We start from the raw sequence: 16,388 nt of genomic DNA, 5'->3' as shown, positions 1-16,388 counted from the left end.
CTCGTTTTCAAATTTTCAGACAGCCTTCAGCCGGGTTTCCACCAGCCGGGCAAACAGGGTGGCCCCAACCGGAAGAATGGCGTCGTCAACGATGAAACCGGGATTGTGGGCCGGCAGGGTGCCGGAATGGCCAAGGGTGAAAAACGCGCCGGGCGCGTGTTTCAGGAGATCGGCGAAATCCTCGCTGCCCATGAAGCGGCCCGGTTCGGTGGAAACGCGCTCATCCCCGAGCACCTCGCGCGCCACGCCGGCAACGATGTCCACCGAAGCGTTGTCATTGGTCAAAACCGAGAATATGTCGCGAATATCCACCTCGGCAGTCAGGCCGTAAGCCGCGGCGATGTGATCCGAGATGGTGCGGATGCGGCCCCGAATGGTTTCGCGCACGCTGTCGGAGAAGGCCCGCACGGTTCCGGCAATCGAGGCCGTTTCGGGAATGACGTTATAGGCCGATCCCGCCTCGATGCGGGTGATCGACAGCACGGCGGGATCGGTGGGCGGTATGTTGCGGCTGACGATGGTCTGCAAGGCCTGAATGAGTTCCCCCGTGGCCGGCACCGGATCGCGCGCGACATCCGGATGGGCCGCATGCGCGCCCCTGCCCTTCAGCCGGATATCGAAGAAATCCGCACCCGCCAGAATGGTGCCGGGCGAAACCTTGAGATGATTGGGGGCTGCATGGGAGGAATTGTGCAGCCCGTAAATCTCGTCAACGGGAAAATCTCTAAACAGCCCATCGGCGATCATGGCGCGCGCGCCGCCGAGACCCTCCTCGGCCGGCTGGAAAATGAAGACGACCGTGCCGGCGAAATCACGGGTTTCCGCCAGATAACGGGCGGTGCCGAGCAGGATGGTGGTGTGCACATCATGCCCGCAGCCGTGGAATTTGCCGGGATAGATTGACGCGTAAGGCAGGCCGGTTTCCTCCGGCATCGGCAGGGCGTCCATATCGGCCCTGAGCCCGATGGAGCGATTGCCCGCGTGGCGGCCGCGCAGCACACCGACCACGCCGGTCTTGCCACAACCACGATGCACCTCGATGCCCCAGGAAGCGAGCTTTTCAGCGACGATGCCTGATGTGCGCACCTCCTCGAAACCGATTTCCGGGTGCTGGTGCAGATCGTGGCGGATGGAGACGAGTTCGGGAACATAGGTCCCGATCCGCTCCAGAATTTTCGGTGCTGATGTTTTGACGGGATCGACGGCTATATTCACGGTATCTCCTCAGGGCAAAAAACATCGTTCTCGCAATCTCGGCGATTGCGAAGTGCAGGCTTCGGAACTGGAAAATCGGGGCGGAAGAGGCGTCAGAGCCTCAGACCCGCCTCCTTCATCAACGGCAGAATGCGCTCGCCGAAATAATCAAGGTCTTCGCGGAAATCGTAGAAATTCAGCTGCACGCCATCGATGCCAGCCTTTTTCAGGCTGACAAGCTGCTCGACCACCTGTTCCGGCGAACCGATGATTTCGATGTTGCCGCCGAGATTGCGCCCCTGCTTGTGGCGCGCATCGCCGCGGCCACGCCAGGCATGGGCGTCGCTGTCGTAATTATTGGTGGCGAAGGCGCGGGTGCCGGACTGCGGTTTTCCCGCCTCGATGGCATCGGCATAGGCAAAGGCCTCCTTCTCCGTGTCACGGCTGACGATGATCGGATTGATGAGCGTCTTCACCTGCCGGCCATAGGCCCTGGCGCGGTTCTTGATGGTGGCGACATGATCGGGCAGCGTTTCCAGCGCGCTGTCGATATGCGCGCCGCCGGGTGAAGTGACGAATACCAGATCGGAATGACGGGCGGCGAAATCGATGCCGGCGGGCGAACCGGTCGCGGTTACCAGCGGCGGGCGGCCAAAGGCGGGTTTCGGCGTGATCCAGCCATTATTGATCGCCCACGGATTGAGCTTGCCCTCATAGGAGAAGTTTTCGGTTTCGCCCCATAGCCGGTGAAGCACATCGAACAATTCACCCGCCATATCGTAGCGCTTGTCGTGGTCGATGCGCTGCCAGCCGAACATTTCATGTTCGATGGCGCGGTGGCCGGTGACGATGTTGATGCCCCAGCGTCCTTTGGCGATATGATCCAGCGTCGCACCATATTTGGCGAGATGCAGCGGGTGCAGAGGCCCGTAAAGCACATGAATTGTGGAGATCAACAGAATGCTCTTCGTCACCGCCGCCATGGCACCCAGAGCGATGAAACTGTCGAGCGAGGATTCGCCGTCATAACCGCCCTTGGGCAGCCATTGCGTGCGGCTGAAGGCGATCTCGAAACCAAGCTCTTCCGCCCGCTTCACCAGTTCGACATTGTAATCGAACGTCCAGCTGTTGCTGGTCGGCAGGCTGGAGAAATTGATGTCCTGCAGATTGAGGAACAAGCCCAGCATCAGCGGCTGTTTTACCGCCCGGCTGAGCGGGCTGTCTTCGAAATCGGCCGGACCTTTCAGTTCGTGGCCATCTTGCAATGGAACAGTCAGCGCCATGTCTTTTCTCCCTCGGAATGATCGCCCTGCGGGGTGGGCGCAGCCAACCGTGCGCGCAGATAACCTTCCACCCCACGGGGCAAACAACCGGTAATCTGGTGAATATTATCGTTGACGGAAGCGGCGAGACCTTCGCGGATGAGCTGGCCGAATTCGCCTATCGCTTTCTGTTCGAACGCGCCGATATGGGGCGGAAAGGCCGGGACGTTGTGCGATACTCCGACCGGACGATGCAGGATACGAGCAGCGATGCGGGCAATTTCCAGCGCCGTCAGGGCTTCGCCACCGGTCAGCACCAAGGGACCGGCAAGCGGCGCGCTGGCGGTCAGCGCTTCAACAGCCACATCGGCAATATCGTCGGCATCGATGAAGGAGACAGCCGCATTGCCGAAACGGGCCGGCACATCCTCTCCCCTGCGCAGCGCGACAACAACGGGCTCCAGCGCCACCTGCATCCAGGCATTCGGCCGCAACACCGTGTGCGCGATGCCGCTGCCGGCCAGATGCGCTTCCACCTGCGCATGGGCCGCACCGGAGATGGAGCGCGCGGCGTGCTCAATGGTCCAGTCGGAGCCGGATATTTTCACGATCCGCGACACGCCGGCAAAGAGAGCCGCATCGATGACTGCATTCTGGTCTGTCGCCAGCGTTTCACCGATGGGCGAAAGCAGGAAGACCGTTTCTATGCCACGCAAGGCCTCGTTCAGGCTGGCCGGGTCGGAGAAGTTTCCTTCCGCAATATCCACCCTGTCGCCCCAGAGCTTGAGAGCTTCCTCACGCCGGCGGGTCAACACCCGAACCTTCCCCTGCTTTTGCAAAAGGCGGCTGACGACACGCTGGCCGAGCTTGCCGGTTGCCCCGGTTACAAGAATGTTGGCTGTCATGACGCCCTCACTTCGCTCTATCGGATTGCGTGGCCTCTTGCAGCACAGAAAGGGCGCGTGGATCGGCCCACTGCCGCACATCGAAATCGTCAGGGATGAACTTCCATTCCAGCAGGAAATCCTTGAAGTGGCTCAGTGCATCCAGCTCGGCCGGATCGAGATCGAGCCTGAGATTGCGATACACATCCGCGCCATTGGCGGCCAGAACCGCCTCCTCGCTGACACCAATCTCGCGGGCGATGAAACGCACGGCTTCCGCCGGATTATCATTCGCCCATTGGGCCACCCGCTGCACGGTGGCCACCAGTTCCGCCACCAGATCGGGCCGCTCGTCGGCAAAGGTGGCATCCACGGTCAAAGGGCGCGGCGTGCCATTGTTGATGCGGATTTTCGGATCAGGATGAAACCCCGTCGATACGACGACCTGCGCGCCGATGAGATTGGCGACGGTGACGCCTTCCGCACCCTTCACGAAAAACGCATCAATATGGCCGCGGTGCAGTGCTGCGATTTCCTCGCCATAGGGAAGCCGTCGGCGCAGACCATGGAACCGCTCATCCGTCGGCCCAAGCAGCACCGGTTCCCTTGCCGTCAGATCGATCAGCTCGACATCCGCAACAGAGAGGCTGGAAACGGTCAATGCCGAGACGATACCCTTCAGGGACGTCGCGCGCTGAAAATCGATGGTTTCGTTCGGTCGTTTCGGCAGGCCGACGCGCCGCCCCTTCAAATCACCGCCCTTGCTAATTCCACTTGCCGGCAAGGCGATGACGGCCTGAAATTCGTCGGTTCTCGTCAGCCCTACCAGCCGCGTTTTCCGGCCGCCGGCTCTCGCCCAGATGGGGGGAATATTGCCGCCCTGACGGAAGGACCAGTCCAGTCTATGATCGAAATGGCTCTGGCGAATGGCCGGATCAGCCGCATCGCGAATGGAGGAAACAGAGATGCCATGACCGGCGAAACGTTCCTCGATCCAGCCAAGCTGCACCGCGATGGAGAGTGGCGTTGGCGCCGGGCAGCGTGTGTACCACAGCGTTACGGGTTGGGTTGCTTGGCGAAGGGCGGCATCAGCCATGGCGTTCGTCCTCGAATTGCGATCTGGACAGCACGCTACACGCCGTAGAATATTTTCTATAGATAAAGTGTACTATTTAGGAGGGCGTTAAGGAAATTCGTTTCCATATCGCGACCGTTCCGGAGGGAAGACAGAATATCCTTTCGATAACAGGAGCATTTTCGGTGAAATAATCGTCCGCGCCTCGACCACCTCCCCCTTCAACTGCGGGCCGGATACGACGGCCCGCGAAAGTTTTTCTTCTCCGAGCGGCAAGGATTTTTAACTCGCGACCGCAACCCCGGCTGTTACGCTTCCCGACAATTACACCGGCCGCAGGCCGGAAATCCAACACGGGCTGAAAAGAAAAAGTAAAAACATGAGCAAGACCAAACGCCGGCTCAATCTCAACGTCGGCATCAACACGACAGGATATCTTCCCAATGCCTGGAAATATCGCAGCGGCGACCGGCACGATATCAATGATATCGGCTATTATCGGCGGCTGACGGAGCTGGCGCATAAAGGCCGGTTCGATGCCGTTTTCCTGTCCGATCATCCGGCATTGCTGACCGACCCGGCCAGCCGCCCATTTCATACCATCGATCCGCTCATTCTCTCCACATCGCTTGCCGCGCAGGTGCCGGATATAGGTTTCGTGGCGACGGTTTCCTCCACCTATAATTCTCCCTATAATTTTGCGAGACGAACGCAATCCATCGACGTCGTCACCGGCGGTCGGTTGATCGTCAACATCGTCTCCAACTTCAATCCCAGTGTCGCGGCCAATTTCGGCAACGACCCGCTGCCGCCGCGCAGCGAACGTTATGCCAAGGCCACCGAATTTCTCGATGTCGCAAAGAAACTCTGGTCAAGCTGGGACCCACGCCGCGAAGGCGAGGTACCGGAAGACCGCTTCTGGGATGCGACGACCGCCGAGACGATCGATCACGAGGGGGCGTTCTTCCATGTCAAAGGCCCGCTGAATGTTCCGCGCGGGCCGCAGGGGCACCCCGTCATCGCCCAGGCCGGCGCTTCCGAAGGCGGCATCGATCTGGCGGCGCGCCATGGCGAGATCATTTATTGCAATATCTTGTCCCGACCGGCGGGGCAGGCGTTCGGTAAAAAGGTCCGCGACCGCGCCGTCTCTTTCGGCCGCGATCCCTCCGGCATCCGCATCGTGCCCGGCCTCGTCGTCATTCTCGGCGAGAACCGTGAGGAGGCGTTGCGCAAGCATGAACTTTACAGCGGAACCGGCTCGGAGGACGGTCTTCTGGCACGCTTCGCCAGGGAAAACGGCATTGATCCGCGTGATTTCGATCCCGACGTAAAACTCGATGGCGAGCGATTTATTCCCGACCAGAACCGGCAATGGGCAGTTGGTATGGGGCTTGGCCTTTCCGAGTTATTGACCCATGAAAAGCTCACCGCCCGTGAGGCCTTAAGGCGCTCGGAAGGACACCACCGGCTGCTGCTCGGCACGCCGGAAGAGGTGGCGGACGGCATTATCGACCTGTGGCAGGATGGCACGGTGGATGGCTACACCTTGCAGCCGCCGCGCGCACCGGACGATATTGCCGAATTCGTGGAAAAGGTCGTGCCGGTTCTGCAGGATCGCGGCGTTTACCCGCGCGAATACGAAGGTGCGACGGTCCGCGACCGCTATGGCCTGCCCTACCCCGATTGAATGGCAGATGCGGCGCTGTTGAAGCACCGCAGGTCCATGTCCAGCCGTCTCCCGCTGCAAGCGGGAGTGGCTGATGTCAGGGACATATTATTGCCCCGCCGCCACTTTCAAAACGGCCTGCCCGCCGAAAAACTGCGGTACGACGGACGCGAAATCCGTGACGATCTGGCGATAATCTTCCGGCTGGAACTCATAGGGCAATTCCAGACGGAATTCCGTGACATGCGGCAGCACGGGGTCGTGCGACAGCTTTTCCAGAATCTCCTCAGTCGTGCCAACGATATCGGGCAGGAAAAGTGTGCGGCGCGCACCATGCGGTGTGGTCGTGCGCTTGTCGCGCTCGGCAACGAATTCCGCATAACGGCGGCGCGTCGCGGGGCTTGCGCTATCGGTCGGCAGGATCACCCGGCCAAGCGCGACACGCGGCTGGCGCTCATGCGCCCATTCCTGCCGGAAGCGGGCAACGAGAGCCGCCTGCGCTGTCAGAAAATCATCGGTATTTTCACCGCTGACGATGTTGCCGGTCAGGAGATTGAAGCCTGCCTTGCCAGCCCAGCGAGCGGAATTCTGCGATCCGCCGCCATACCACAACCTGTCGGTCAAACCCCTGGCAAAGGGCCGGAGGCGCGGCACCTGCGCGCCTGCCGCATTACCGGCTTCCGTGTCACTGGACAGGGGTTCCGATCTCAAGGCCTTGGCCAACTTCTCAGCGCGCGCATGGCTGTAATCCGCATCGGCAACGGGATCGACATAATCCGAGATGAGATGGGCAAAGGGCGGCGCGCCCACGGAAACGCCGACATTCAGCCGCCCGCGTGACAGGATATCCACCGTGGCGAGATCTTCGGCTAGCCGGAACGGGTTTTCATAACCCAGTTGGATAACGGCGGTGCCAAGGCCGATCCGCTTGGTGCGCTGTGACGCAGCGGCAAGAAAAGTGGCAGCCGAGGATACCCCCCGCTCCAGATGGCGCTGACGCACCCAAGCGCTGTGATAACCCAGCGCCTCCCCGGTTTCGAAAAGCTGCAGCGTTTCCTCCAGCCCCTTTGCGGGGCCATCATCGTGATAATTGCCGGGAACCAGAAAGGCGAAATGGGAGATATGGGAAAGGGGCATAGTGTGCGTCCGGGAATAGTTGCTGACAAAGATGGGCTCAGGCGGCAATTCTTCCGTGCCGCGTATATTCAGCAGAATGCACGATGACGGGCGCGGCTGGCACGGCATGGTCTTTTATAGTCCCGGTCATTGTTGAAAGATCGTTGCGCGATTTAATAGTCTACTAAAATTATAGGTTATTCGCGACGATCCTGCCGCGTCCAGCTCTCCACTTCCCCGTTTCTTTCGCAGTTTCTGCCAGCCACAAAGCCGGTCTGGCCCACGATGCCAGATACGAGCTACCCGACAAAAAACTTGATTTCCGCCTCAAACATGTAATACAGATTATCATACATGTTGACAAATAACGCAGACATGTATGACATTGTAGCAACCATGAAAGCTGCGATACCTGCATGAGGGAGGAATTATGATCATCACCGACGTCGAGGTCCGTGTTTTCCGCACGACGACCCGTCGCCACTCGGACAGTGCCGGTCACGCACATCCGGGTCCGGCGCATCAGGTGGAACAGGCCATGCTGACCATCCGCACGGAAGATGGGCAGGAAGGCCACTCCTTCACCGCGCCGGAGATCGTTCGCCCGCATCTCATCGAAAAATTCGTCAAGAAGGTCCTGATCGGCGAAGACCACCGTGACCGCGAACGCCTGTGGCAGGACCTTGCCCACTGGCAGCGCGGCTCGGCGGCGCAGCTGACGGACCGGACGCTGGCGGTGGTGGACTGCGCGCTCTGGGACCTCGCCGGCCGCTCGCTCGGACAACCTGTATACAAGTTGATCGGCGGTTATCGCGACAAGGTTCTCGCTTATGGCTCCATCATGTGCGGTGACGAGCTGGAAGGCGGGCTGGCAACGCCCGAGGACTATGGCCGTTTTGCCGAAACGCTGGTGAAGCGCGGCTACAAGGGTATCAAGCTGCACACCTGGATGCCGCCTGTCAGCTGGGCGCCGGATGTGAAGATGGACCTCAAGGCCTGCGCCGCCGTGCGCGAGGCGGTCGGACCCGATATTCACCTGATGATCGACGCCTTCCACTGGTATTCCCGCACCGATGCGCTGGCGCTCGGACGTGGCCTCGAAAAGCTCGGCTTCGACTGGATCGAAGAGCCGATGGATGAGCAGTCGCTGTCCTCCTACAAATGGCTCTCCGACAATCTTGATATTCCCGTCGTCGGCCCGGAAAGTGCGGCCGGCAAGCACTGGCACCGCGCCGAATGGATCAAGGCCGGCGCCTGCGATATCCTGCGCACCGGCGTCAACGATGTCGGCGGCATCACGCCGGCGCTGAAGACCATGCATCTGGCCGAAGCCTTCGGCATGGAATGCGAAGTGCATGGCAACACGGCCATGAATCTACATGTCGTCGCCGCCACCAAGAATTGCCGCTGGTACGAGCGCGGCCTCTTACATCCCTTCCTCGAATATGATGACGGCCACGACTATCTGAAGTCGCTGTCGGACCCGATGGACAGCGACGGCTTCGTTCACGTTCCCGACCGGCCGGGCCTTGGCGAGGACATCGATTTCACCTTCATCGATAACAACCGGGTGAGGTAACGGGCGATGAAAACGGTGCTCGCCTTTGGAGACAGCCTCACCTGGGGCGCGGACCCGGCAACGGGCCTGCGGCACCCGGCCGAACATCGCTGGCCGGAGGTGCTGGAGACAGCACTTTCCGGCAAGGCGAAGGTTCACCCGGAAGGTCTTGGAGGGCGCACCACCTGTTATGACGATCATGCCGGTCCCGCCTGCCGCAACGGCGCGCGGGCGCTTGAGGTCGCGCTGTCGTGCCACATGCCGCTTGATCTCGTCATCGTCATGCTCGGCACCAACGACATCAAGCCGGTACACGGCGGAAGGGCGGAAGCTGCCGTTTCCGGCATGCGCAGGTTGGCGCAGATCGTCGAGACCTTCATCTACAAGCCACGAGAGGCGGTGCCGAAACTATTGATAGTCGCGCCGCCGCCCTGCGTTGCAGGCCCCGGCGGAGAACCTGCTGGCGGGCGCGATATCGAACAATCGCTGCGGCTTGCCCCGCTTTACCGCAAACTTGCGACCGAACTCGGACACGCCTTCTTCGATGCCGGGTCGGTCGCCAGCGCCTCGCCGGTGGATGGCGTGCATCTGGAAGCGCCGGCAACGGCGGCAATCGGCCGGGCGCTTGTTGCACCCGTCAGAGACATTCTTGGCTGATCACGCAAAGCCTTTGGAGGAACCAGGCGCGTGGATCGAAACTTGGAAGGCCGTATGAACCGGCCGCATTGGGAGGAAAGATGAAACATTTTCTTGCAACCGCAGCGCTTGGCGCCTTGCTGATCGGCGCCATGCCGCTCAGTGTTTTCGCCGAAACGCCAAAAGACCAGCTTATCGTCGCCACGACCATGAGCAACATCCTGACCCTCGATCCCGCCGCCATCACCGGCCGCGAAACGGTGCAGGTTCTGAACAACGTCTATGACACACTGGTCGTGCTTTCGCCTGAAGATCGCAGTGTTCAGCCCCGCCTTGCCGAACGCTGGGAAATTGCCGAGGACCGGAAATCGATCCGTTTCCATCTGCGCGCCGATGCGAAATTTGCGTCCGGCAATGCGGTGACCGCAAAGGACGTAGCCTGGAGCCTGAAGCGGCTGCTCGCCCGCAATCTGGCGCAATCATCCTTCCTGAAAACCCGTGGCTTCAAGCTGGAAGAGGCCGACGAGCTGTTCGTTGCCGAAAACGACCAGACCTTCGTGCTGAATATTCCGAAGCCGGACGACCCCAACCTGCTCCTGATGATCCTCGGACAAAATGGTCCCGGCTCGATCATCGATAGCAAGACGGCGCTTGAGAATGAAAAGGACGGCGATCTGGGCGGCGCATGGCTGACGCTGAATTCCGCCGGCTCCGGCCCTTTCAAGCTGACCCAGTGGAAATCCAACGAATATATCATCCTTACCCGCAATGACGATTATTGGGGTGAAAAAGCCAAGATGAAGCGCATCCTCATGCGCCATCTGCCGGAATCGCAGTCGCAGCGCCTGATGCTGGAAAAGGGCGATATCGACGTCGCCTACTCCTTGCAGGCCCCCGACCTAAAATCGCTTGAGGCCGACAAGGCCGTCACCATCGAATCCACCCCCGGCTCCGGTTTTTATTACCTCAGCGTTTCGATGAAGGATGAGAAATTCGCGAACAAGAAGGTGCGCGAAGCACTGCGTTACCTGATCGATTACGAAGGCCTCGACAAGGCGGTGATGCCCTATTACGGCAAGCTGCATCAGCGCTCCCTCAGCACCGGCGTGATGGGTGCGCTGCCCGACGAGGGCTACAAGCTCGATATCGCAAAGGCCAAGACGCTTCTGGCTGAGGCCGGTTATCCAAATGGTTTCAAGACGACGCTGCGCGTGCTTTCGGAAGACCCGTTCATGAAGGCGGCAACGGCGATCCAGAACACGCTGGCGCAGGCCGGCATTCAGGCCGAACTGATCAGCGGCTCGGGCGACCAGATTTACGGCGCGATGCGCGAGCGTAACTTCGAACTGCTGCTCGGTCGCGGCGGCGGCGGCCAGCAGCCGCACCCGGACAACAACCTGCGCTCCATCGCCTATAATCCCAACAATGCCGACGACGCCAAGCTCACCAACTACCAGAGCTGGCGGACGAGCTTCTTCGATGAAAAGCTGAACAAGATGATCGAGACGGCGCTTGTCGAGCGCGACCCCACCAAACAGGCGAAACTCTATGAGGACCTGCAGGGCTATATGGACGAAATCGTCATGTCCATTCAGCCCTTCTCGGAAGTCATCGACACTGCCGCCTTCCGGAGCGACGTCAAGGGCATGATCGTCAGCCCCTGGCTCTCGCGGTTTGAAAGCGTCAGCAAGGAGCGGTAGTCGGTCGACATATCGACGCATGAAAAAGGCGCGGCTCACCCCGCGCCTTTTTGCTGTTAACGAGGCCTCGCAAGCCCGAAGCGTTTGACGAAAGCGGAGCATCCCCCACGCCGTCACCACTGTCCGGTTTAAAATTCTGGACACTTTATATGGCATAGAGGTTATTGGCGAACGTAGTGCGTTTTTCTCGACGTCATCCTTGGGCTTGTCCCAAAGATCTAAACACGCCAACAAAATCAAGCCGTTGCAGATCCTCGGGACAGGCCCGAGGATGACGTCGGCGTGTTTGGCGAGGTTTGCCGACCATCGGATGACACCGCTACCTCATTCGTGCCCGAAAGCTCGTCACGATCCTCAACGCCATCGCAAGAACGGACCACATATTCGTGTGATCGTCCACACAAGTCCGGCATGACGGAAGAGAGGTTTTCGCTTTGCCAGCAGCCCGAGCCCAAGGCACAATCACTACCCAGTCTCTTCTATTTTCGGCCTGCCCCATCCAAAAAAATACCCGGCACAAAGGCCGGGCAGGTAGGGAAGATGTTATTATGCGTGACGCCCCGGAGGAGGACGGTCACGGTTTTGGAGCCGTCATGCGCCTTCATATTCCAGTGAGGCGCCGATCAGTTCGCGCGCATAGGGATGCGTCGCCCTATTGCCGGCGATAGCGTCGCGCGGCAGGATTTCGGTGATTTCACCACGCAGCATCACGGCGAAACGGTCGCACATGTGATCAACGACGGCGAGATCGTGCGTCACCATGATATAGGTGAAGCCGCGTTCTTCGCGCAGGCGCTGCAACAGGTTGAGGATTTCCGCCTGCACCGAGACATCGAGCGCCGATGTCGGTTCATCGAGCAAAAGCAGCGACGGCTCGAGGATCAGCGCACGGGCAATCGCCACACGCTGCCTTTGGCCGCCGGAAAGCTGGTGCGGGAAACGATCGAGGAATGACACGGGCAGGCCGACATCCGTTATGACCTTGCGCATGCGTTCTTCGCGGTCGCCGAGCTTATGGATCGCAAGCGATTCCGAAAGCATGGTGCGCACCGATTGGCGAGGATGCAGCGACCCATAGGGGTCCTGAAACACCATCTGCAACATGCGGCATCGCTCGATCAGCGGCATGTCACGAACCGACCTGCCATTGATAAGGATTTCGCCACTCCAGAAATCGTTCAGCATGGAGACGCAGCGCAGCACGGTGGATTTACCCGAGCCGCTTTCGCCGACCAGCCCGAAGCACTCGCCGGGTTCGACGCGGAAGGACACCGAAGGCAGCACTTTCAGCGCCGTATGGCCGCTGCCGAAGGTGATGGAAAGATCGCGGGTTTCGACGGAAACGGCCATTATACGTTCTCCTCCAGCCATTCGGGACGGCGATCCAGCACCGCGAGCGGCGTGCGCGAGCCGCCGATGCGCGGCTGCGCCGCCAAAAGGCCACGCGTATAGGGGTGCTGCGCCTGATCGAGATCGCGCGCGGCAAGCGTTTCCACCACACGGCCGGCATACATGATGAGAACCCGGTCGCAGAAATTGCGCACGAGATTGAGGTCGTGGCTGATCATGATGAGGCCGATGCCGCGATCGCGCACCAGTCCGTCGAGAATATTCAGAACCTGCAACCGCACCGTCACATCCAGCGCCGAGGTCGGCTCGTCGGCAATGACGAGATCAGGATCGGCCAACAGCATCATGGCGATCATCACGCGCTGGCCCATGCCGCCGGAAATCTCGTGCGGATATTGCTCGTAGACGCGCGCGGCGTCGCGGATTTTTACCGCGTCGAGCATGGCGAGCGCCTTTTCTCGCGCTTCCGACCTCGACGCCTTGAAGTGCCGTAGATAGGTCTCCGTCACCTGCTCACCGACACGACGAATGGGATTGAGCGAAAATTTCGGATCCTGAAGGATCATCGACATGCGTCGTCCGCGAACCTTCAGCATCTCTTTTTCACTGAGCGCCAGAAGATCGAGCCCTTCGAAATCCAGCCTGTCGGCGGTGATCGTCGCTGATGGCAGGAGGCGCAGCAAGGCCCGGCCCACGGTAGATTTGCCCGAGCCGCTTTCGCCGACGATGCCCAGCCGCTCCCGGCCAAGCGTGAAGGAAATGCCGCGCACCGCCTCGGTCGGTGAACCACCGTAACGGATGCGGAGATTTTCGACGTCAAGGATTGGTTTTTCCATGGTCTTATCTCCGATTCATCTGTTTCGGATCGAGCGCATCCCGCAGGCCATCGCCTAAAAGGTTGAAGGCGAGGCTGACGGAGAGGATTGAAATGCCGGGGAAAGTCACCAGCCACCAACTATCCAGCATGTAGCGCCGGCCGGTGGCGATCATCGCCCCCCATTCCGGCAGCGGCGGCTGCGCGCCAAGACCGAGAAAGCCGAGGCCGGCAGCAGTCAGAATAACAGTCGCCATATTCAGCGTCAGGCGGATAAGAACTGAGGGCAGACACATGGGCATGATCGACTTGACGATAATGCGCAGTGGCGAGGCGCCCTGAAGCCGTGCGGCGGCGATATAATCCGCTTTCCGAAACGTCATGGCCTCGGCGCGCGCAAGACGCGCGATCGGCGGCCACGAGGTGAGCGCAATCGCGATGATCGCATTATTGAGGCTCGGACCGAGCGCTGCGACGAAGGCGAGCGACAGGATGAGGCTGGGAAACGACAGGAAAATATCCGTGATACGCATCATCACCGTATCGAACTTGCCGCCGAGATAACCCGAGGCAGTGCCGACCAGAAGGCCGACCGGGCCGACGATGATCGACACCAGCGTGATGATGGTCAGCGTGATGCGTGCACCCCATAGCAGGCGGCTGTAGATATCGCGCCCCAGCTCATCGGTGCCGAAGACATGGCCGTTGCCGGGCGGCTGCAGCGTGTTGGCGAGGTCCTGCACGTAAGGATCATGCGTCGCCAGCCACGGCGCGAAAACGGCCGAAACGACGAGAAGCAGCAATATCACCAGACCGAAAGCCGATGTCGGGCTTTTCAGCAGGAAGATGACAATGTTCTTCAGCGCGTTCAACGGCACCGGAAGACGAGAGGATGTTTCTGCACGAGCCGTCATCAGCGGGTCCTCGGATCGAAAAAGCGGTAGAGAATGTCGGACAAGAGATTAAGCCCGATGAAGATGACGCCGACGATAAGCACGCAGGTCATCACGGCATTCATGTCGCCGATGATAAGATTGCTGGTCAGATATTGGCCGAAACCCGGCCAAGCGAACACGGTCTCGATGAGCACCGCGCCTTCCAGCAGCGAGCCGTAAGCAAGGGCGATGATGGTGACCAGCTGCACGCGGATATTGCCGAAGGCATGCAGCCAAACCGTCTGCCGCTGCGACAGACCTTTGACGCGCGCGGTCGTCACATATTCCTGGCCCAGCTGATCCAGCATGAAGCTGCGCGTCATGCGGGTGATATAGGCCGAGGAGGAATAACCGAGCAAAGCGGCGGGCAGGATGAGGTGGTTGATCGCCGACCAGAACACTTCCATATCGCCCGCCAGCAGGCTGTCGATCAGCAGAAAGCCCGTCCGTTCTTCTACGAGACCAATATAGAACTGGTCCATGCGACCACCGCCGCCGACAAGACCGAGATGGGCGTAAAAAACGATCAGCGCGATCATGCCCGTCCAGAAAATCGGCATGGAATGGCCAAACAGGCTGAGAACGCGCACGAGATGGTCCTGCCAGCGGTCTTTCTTGACAGCGGCATAGACGCCCATGGGGATGCCGAGGCCCGCGCCGATCAGGATCGCGAAGGTGGCAAGCTCCATCGTCGCCGGCATGACCCGGATGATATCCTCGATAACCGGGCGGCCCGTGCGGATCGAGGTTCCGAAATTGCCGGTGAACACGTCGCCGAGATAATAGATGAATTGCTGCCACAGCGGCCGGTCGAAGCCGAGCGCATGGAAAACCTGTTCATAGGTTTCGCGCGTCGCATCCTCGCCGACGATGGCCCGCACGGGATCGGCAGGCATCAGGCGGCCAATGAAAAAGGTCAGCAGCAACAATCCGAGCAGCGTGACCGCAATACTTCCGATCTGGCCGGACAGGCCATACAGCGAAAGACGTCTTTTTGACATGGTTCCTCCCTTGCCAGAAGTCGACCGGCGCGAAGAACAAAGGCACGATCCTGTCTGACAACTATCGATAAGTTGTCACAGGTGTTGAAAGCTGTCAAGCAAGCAAGCTGTGAAATCTGTGCTGGGATTTGTTTCGAAATAGGGAAAGGCCGTCAGGGGCGAAGCGACCCTGCTGGGTTGCTACCGGGTTGGCAGGCGGAGGATTCTTGAAATCACTTCCATTGGAGGTCATTTCACCCGAAACAAGCCGCGATCGAATGCGAATGGGATTTTCGGTGGAAATAAAAGCGCGCTCACAGCGCCAATGCGCCATAACATCAAACCCGTCCGTAACCACAGCAATGATATAAGCTCACTCACTCCGCTGCTGTGCGCGAGCGCAGAAGTACCTTGTAGCGTTCAAGACTGCCGCGCAGATGTGCCGCCATATATTGGCGCGCGGCATCGGCATCACCTTCGATGATGGCGTCGACAATCCTCGCATGCTCCTCCTGGAGATGCAGATTATAGTCCTTCGGACGCGCGCCGGGTGCAGCACCCTGCAATTCCCCGCGAGGAATGATGCCGGAGCGGATCAGCTGAAGAAATTCCGGGAAACGCCGGTTCTGCGTCGCCTGAGCAATCGCCAGATGGAATTCGAAATCGGCATCGCGTGTTGGCAGCCCCGCGGCGAGACAATCACCAATCTGCCTATGCGCGTCGACAATCGCCTCCACCTGCACGGCGGAACGGCGCGATGCCGCAAGCCCGGCGGATTCAACCTCGAAAACCGTGCGCAATTCCAGCAATTCGATCACCGAGGAAATCCGCCCGACAGCCAGATCGTTGAAAGGTAGTTCCTTGGCCGGTTTCGTTTCCACGGCAAAAACGCCCGCGCCCTTGCGGGCTTCAACGAGACCATCGGCGCGCAGAATGGCGATGGCTTCGCGCACCACGGTGCGGCTGACGGAATATTCACGCGTGAGCGCGCTCTCGCTCGGAAGACGGTCACCGGGGAGGAACACGCCTTCCGACAAATCCCGTCTCAGTGCAGAACTGATTTTCGCCGCGAGCGATACCCCCTGCTTCGTGCTGCTCTCAACGTCCATTCCAGCCCACCTGTTTTTAACCTGTCTGGCATGTTAGCAAACACCCGCAACATTGCAAGGGCCGGGACGCCTTGACGACTGGCTGCCTTGCCTGCTCCTCGCGGTCATC

The 16,388-nt window shown here is 59.9% G+C and carries 14 protein-coding genes; 4 read left to right on the top strand and 10 right to left on the bottom strand.

What is annotated here, in order from left to right; all coding sequences use genetic code 11:
• Positions 1-15: 15 nt before the first annotated feature.
• The 4 genes from DXT96_RS10630 to DXT96_RS10615 all read right to left on the bottom strand — a co-directional run bounded on the left by DXT96_RS10630 (position 16) and on the right by DXT96_RS10615 (position 4,436).
• Positions 16-1,215: a M20 aminoacylase family protein gene (locus DXT96_RS10630; protein ID WP_371418833.1), complete on the bottom strand. Its 1,200-nt coding sequence runs from the start codon at positions 1,213-1,215 to the stop codon at positions 16-18.
• Positions 1,216-1,307: 92 nt separating this feature from the next.
• Entirely contained in the window at positions 1,308-2,477 is a 1,170-nt protein-coding gene (locus DXT96_RS10625) for an LLM class flavin-dependent oxidoreductase (RefSeq protein WP_153514618.1), read from the bottom strand.
• On the bottom strand, positions 2,468-3,361 hold the full coding sequence (locus DXT96_RS10620) for an NmrA family NAD(P)-binding protein (RefSeq protein WP_153514616.1): 894 nt from the start codon (positions 3,359-3,361) through the stop codon (positions 2,468-2,470). Before DXT96_RS10620 ends, DXT96_RS10625 begins: the two co-directional genes overlap by 10 nt.
• A gap of 7 nt (positions 3,362-3,368) precedes the next feature.
• Entirely contained in the window at positions 3,369-4,436 is a 1,068-nt protein-coding gene (locus tag DXT96_RS10615; RefSeq protein ID WP_153514614.1) for an ABC transporter substrate-binding protein, read from the bottom strand.
• A gap of 358 nt (positions 4,437-4,794) precedes the next feature.
• Here DXT96_RS10615 and DXT96_RS10610 point away from each other — a divergent pair, with 358 nt between their 5' ends.
• Positions 4,795-6,102: an NtaA/DmoA family FMN-dependent monooxygenase gene (locus DXT96_RS10610; protein ID WP_153514612.1), complete on the top strand. Its 1,308-nt coding sequence runs from the start codon at positions 4,795-4,797 to the stop codon at positions 6,100-6,102.
• 87 nt (positions 6,103-6,189) lie between these two features.
• Here the strand turns inward: DXT96_RS10610 and DXT96_RS10605 are convergent, their stop codons facing one another.
• Positions 6,190-7,218, bottom strand: a complete 1,029-nt coding sequence (locus DXT96_RS10605) for an LLM class flavin-dependent oxidoreductase (RefSeq protein ID WP_153514611.1) — start codon at positions 7,216-7,218, stop codon at positions 6,190-6,192.
• 409 nt (positions 7,219-7,627) lie between these two features.
• Here DXT96_RS10605 and DXT96_RS10600 point away from each other — a divergent pair, with 409 nt between their 5' ends.
• The 3 genes from DXT96_RS10600 (at position 7,628) to DXT96_RS10590 (ending at position 11,091) form a co-directional block, all read left to right on the top strand.
• The gene (locus DXT96_RS10600; protein WP_153514609.1) at positions 7,628-8,776 is read left to right on the top strand and encodes a mandelate racemase family protein; all 1,149 of its coding nucleotides are present in this window, start codon (positions 7,628-7,630) and stop codon (positions 8,774-8,776) included.
• A gap of 6 nt (positions 8,777-8,782) precedes the next feature.
• Positions 8,783-9,412: an SGNH/GDSL hydrolase family protein gene (locus tag DXT96_RS10595; protein ID WP_153514608.1), complete on the top strand. Its 630-nt coding sequence runs from the start codon at positions 8,783-8,785 to the stop codon at positions 9,410-9,412.
• A gap of 80 nt (positions 9,413-9,492) precedes the next feature.
• A complete protein-coding gene (locus tag DXT96_RS10590) occupies positions 9,493-11,091 on the top strand; it encodes an ABC transporter substrate-binding protein (protein ID WP_153514606.1) in 1,599 nt (532 codons plus the stop codon).
• A gap of 591 nt (positions 11,092-11,682) precedes the next feature.
• Here the strand turns inward: DXT96_RS10590 and DXT96_RS10585 are convergent.
• From DXT96_RS10585 to DXT96_RS10565, 5 genes are all read right to left on the bottom strand, one after another.
• Positions 11,683-12,441, bottom strand: coding sequence for an ABC transporter ATP-binding protein (locus DXT96_RS10585; RefSeq protein ID WP_153514604.1), 759 nt, complete (start codon positions 12,439-12,441; stop codon positions 11,683-11,685).
• Entirely contained in the window at positions 12,441-13,277 is an 837-nt protein-coding gene (locus DXT96_RS10580; RefSeq protein WP_153514603.1) for an ABC transporter ATP-binding protein, read from the bottom strand. Before DXT96_RS10580 ends, DXT96_RS10585 begins: the two co-directional genes overlap by 1 nt.
• 4 nt (positions 13,278-13,281) lie before the next feature.
• Positions 13,282-14,169: an ABC transporter permease gene (locus DXT96_RS10575; RefSeq protein WP_153514601.1), complete on the bottom strand. Its 888-nt coding sequence runs from the start codon at positions 14,167-14,169 to the stop codon at positions 13,282-13,284.
• Positions 14,169-15,191 (bottom strand): ABC transporter permease, encoded by a 1,023-nt coding sequence (locus DXT96_RS10570; protein WP_149899325.1) that lies wholly within the window; start codon positions 15,189-15,191, stop codon positions 14,169-14,171. The genes DXT96_RS10575 and DXT96_RS10570 overlap by 1 nt, the downstream gene beginning before the upstream one ends.
• A gap of 356 nt (positions 15,192-15,547) precedes the next feature.
• Positions 15,548-16,279: a FadR/GntR family transcriptional regulator gene (locus DXT96_RS10565; protein ID WP_149899326.1), complete on the bottom strand. Its 732-nt coding sequence runs from the start codon at positions 16,277-16,279 to the stop codon at positions 15,548-15,550.
• Positions 16,280-16,388 lie beyond the last annotated feature (109 nt).

Origin of the sequence: Agrobacterium sp. ICMP 6402 (assembly GCF_009498615.1) — a bacterium.
In the GTDB taxonomy this organism is placed as follows: domain Bacteria; phylum Pseudomonadota; class Alphaproteobacteria; order Rhizobiales; family Rhizobiaceae; genus Agrobacterium; species Agrobacterium burrii.
Note: the sequence above shows the minus strand (reverse complement) of the source record. Positions and strands in the feature narration are given on the sequence as shown.

Excerpts from the sequence above, each read along its gene's own strand:
- DXT96_RS10615 (WP_153514614.1), bottom strand. The coding sequence starts at position 4,436 with ATGGCTGATGCCGCCCTTCGCCAAGCAACCCAACCCGTAACGCTGTGG.
- DXT96_RS10600 (WP_153514609.1), top strand. The coding sequence starts at position 7,628 with ATGATCATCACCGACGTCGAGGTCCGTGTTTTCCGCACGACGACCCGT.
- DXT96_RS10610 (WP_153514612.1), top strand. The coding sequence starts at position 4,795 with ATGAGCAAGACCAAACGCCGGCTCAATCTCAACGTCGGCATCAACACG.
- DXT96_RS10570 (WP_149899325.1), bottom strand. The coding sequence starts at position 15,191 with ATGTCAAAAAGACGTCTTTCGCTGTATGGCCTGTCCGGCCAGATCGGA.
- DXT96_RS10565 (WP_149899326.1), bottom strand. The coding sequence starts at position 16,279 with ATGGACGTTGAGAGCAGCACGAAGCAGGGGGTATCGCTCGCGGCGAAA.
- DXT96_RS10580 (WP_153514603.1), bottom strand. The coding sequence starts at position 13,277 with ATGGAAAAACCAATCCTTGACGTCGAAAATCTCCGCATCCGTTACGGT.
- DXT96_RS10625 (WP_153514618.1), bottom strand. The coding sequence starts at position 2,477 with ATGGCGCTGACTGTTCCATTGCAAGATGGCCACGAACTGAAAGGTCCG.
- DXT96_RS10620 (WP_153514616.1), bottom strand. The coding sequence starts at position 3,361 with ATGACAGCCAACATTCTTGTAACCGGGGCAACCGGCAAGCTCGGCCAG.
- DXT96_RS10605 (WP_153514611.1), bottom strand. The coding sequence starts at position 7,218 with ATGCCCCTTTCCCATATCTCCCATTTCGCCTTTCTGGTTCCCGGCAAT.
- DXT96_RS10585 (WP_153514604.1), bottom strand. The coding sequence starts at position 12,441 with ATGGCCGTTTCCGTCGAAACCCGCGATCTTTCCATCACCTTCGGCAGC.
- DXT96_RS10595 (WP_153514608.1), top strand. The coding sequence starts at position 8,783 with ATGAAAACGGTGCTCGCCTTTGGAGACAGCCTCACCTGGGGCGCGGAC.
- DXT96_RS10590 (WP_153514606.1), top strand. The coding sequence starts at position 9,493 with ATGAAACATTTTCTTGCAACCGCAGCGCTTGGCGCCTTGCTGATCGGC.
- DXT96_RS10575 (WP_153514601.1), bottom strand. The coding sequence starts at position 14,169 with ATGACGGCTCGTGCAGAAACATCCTCTCGTCTTCCGGTGCCGTTGAAC.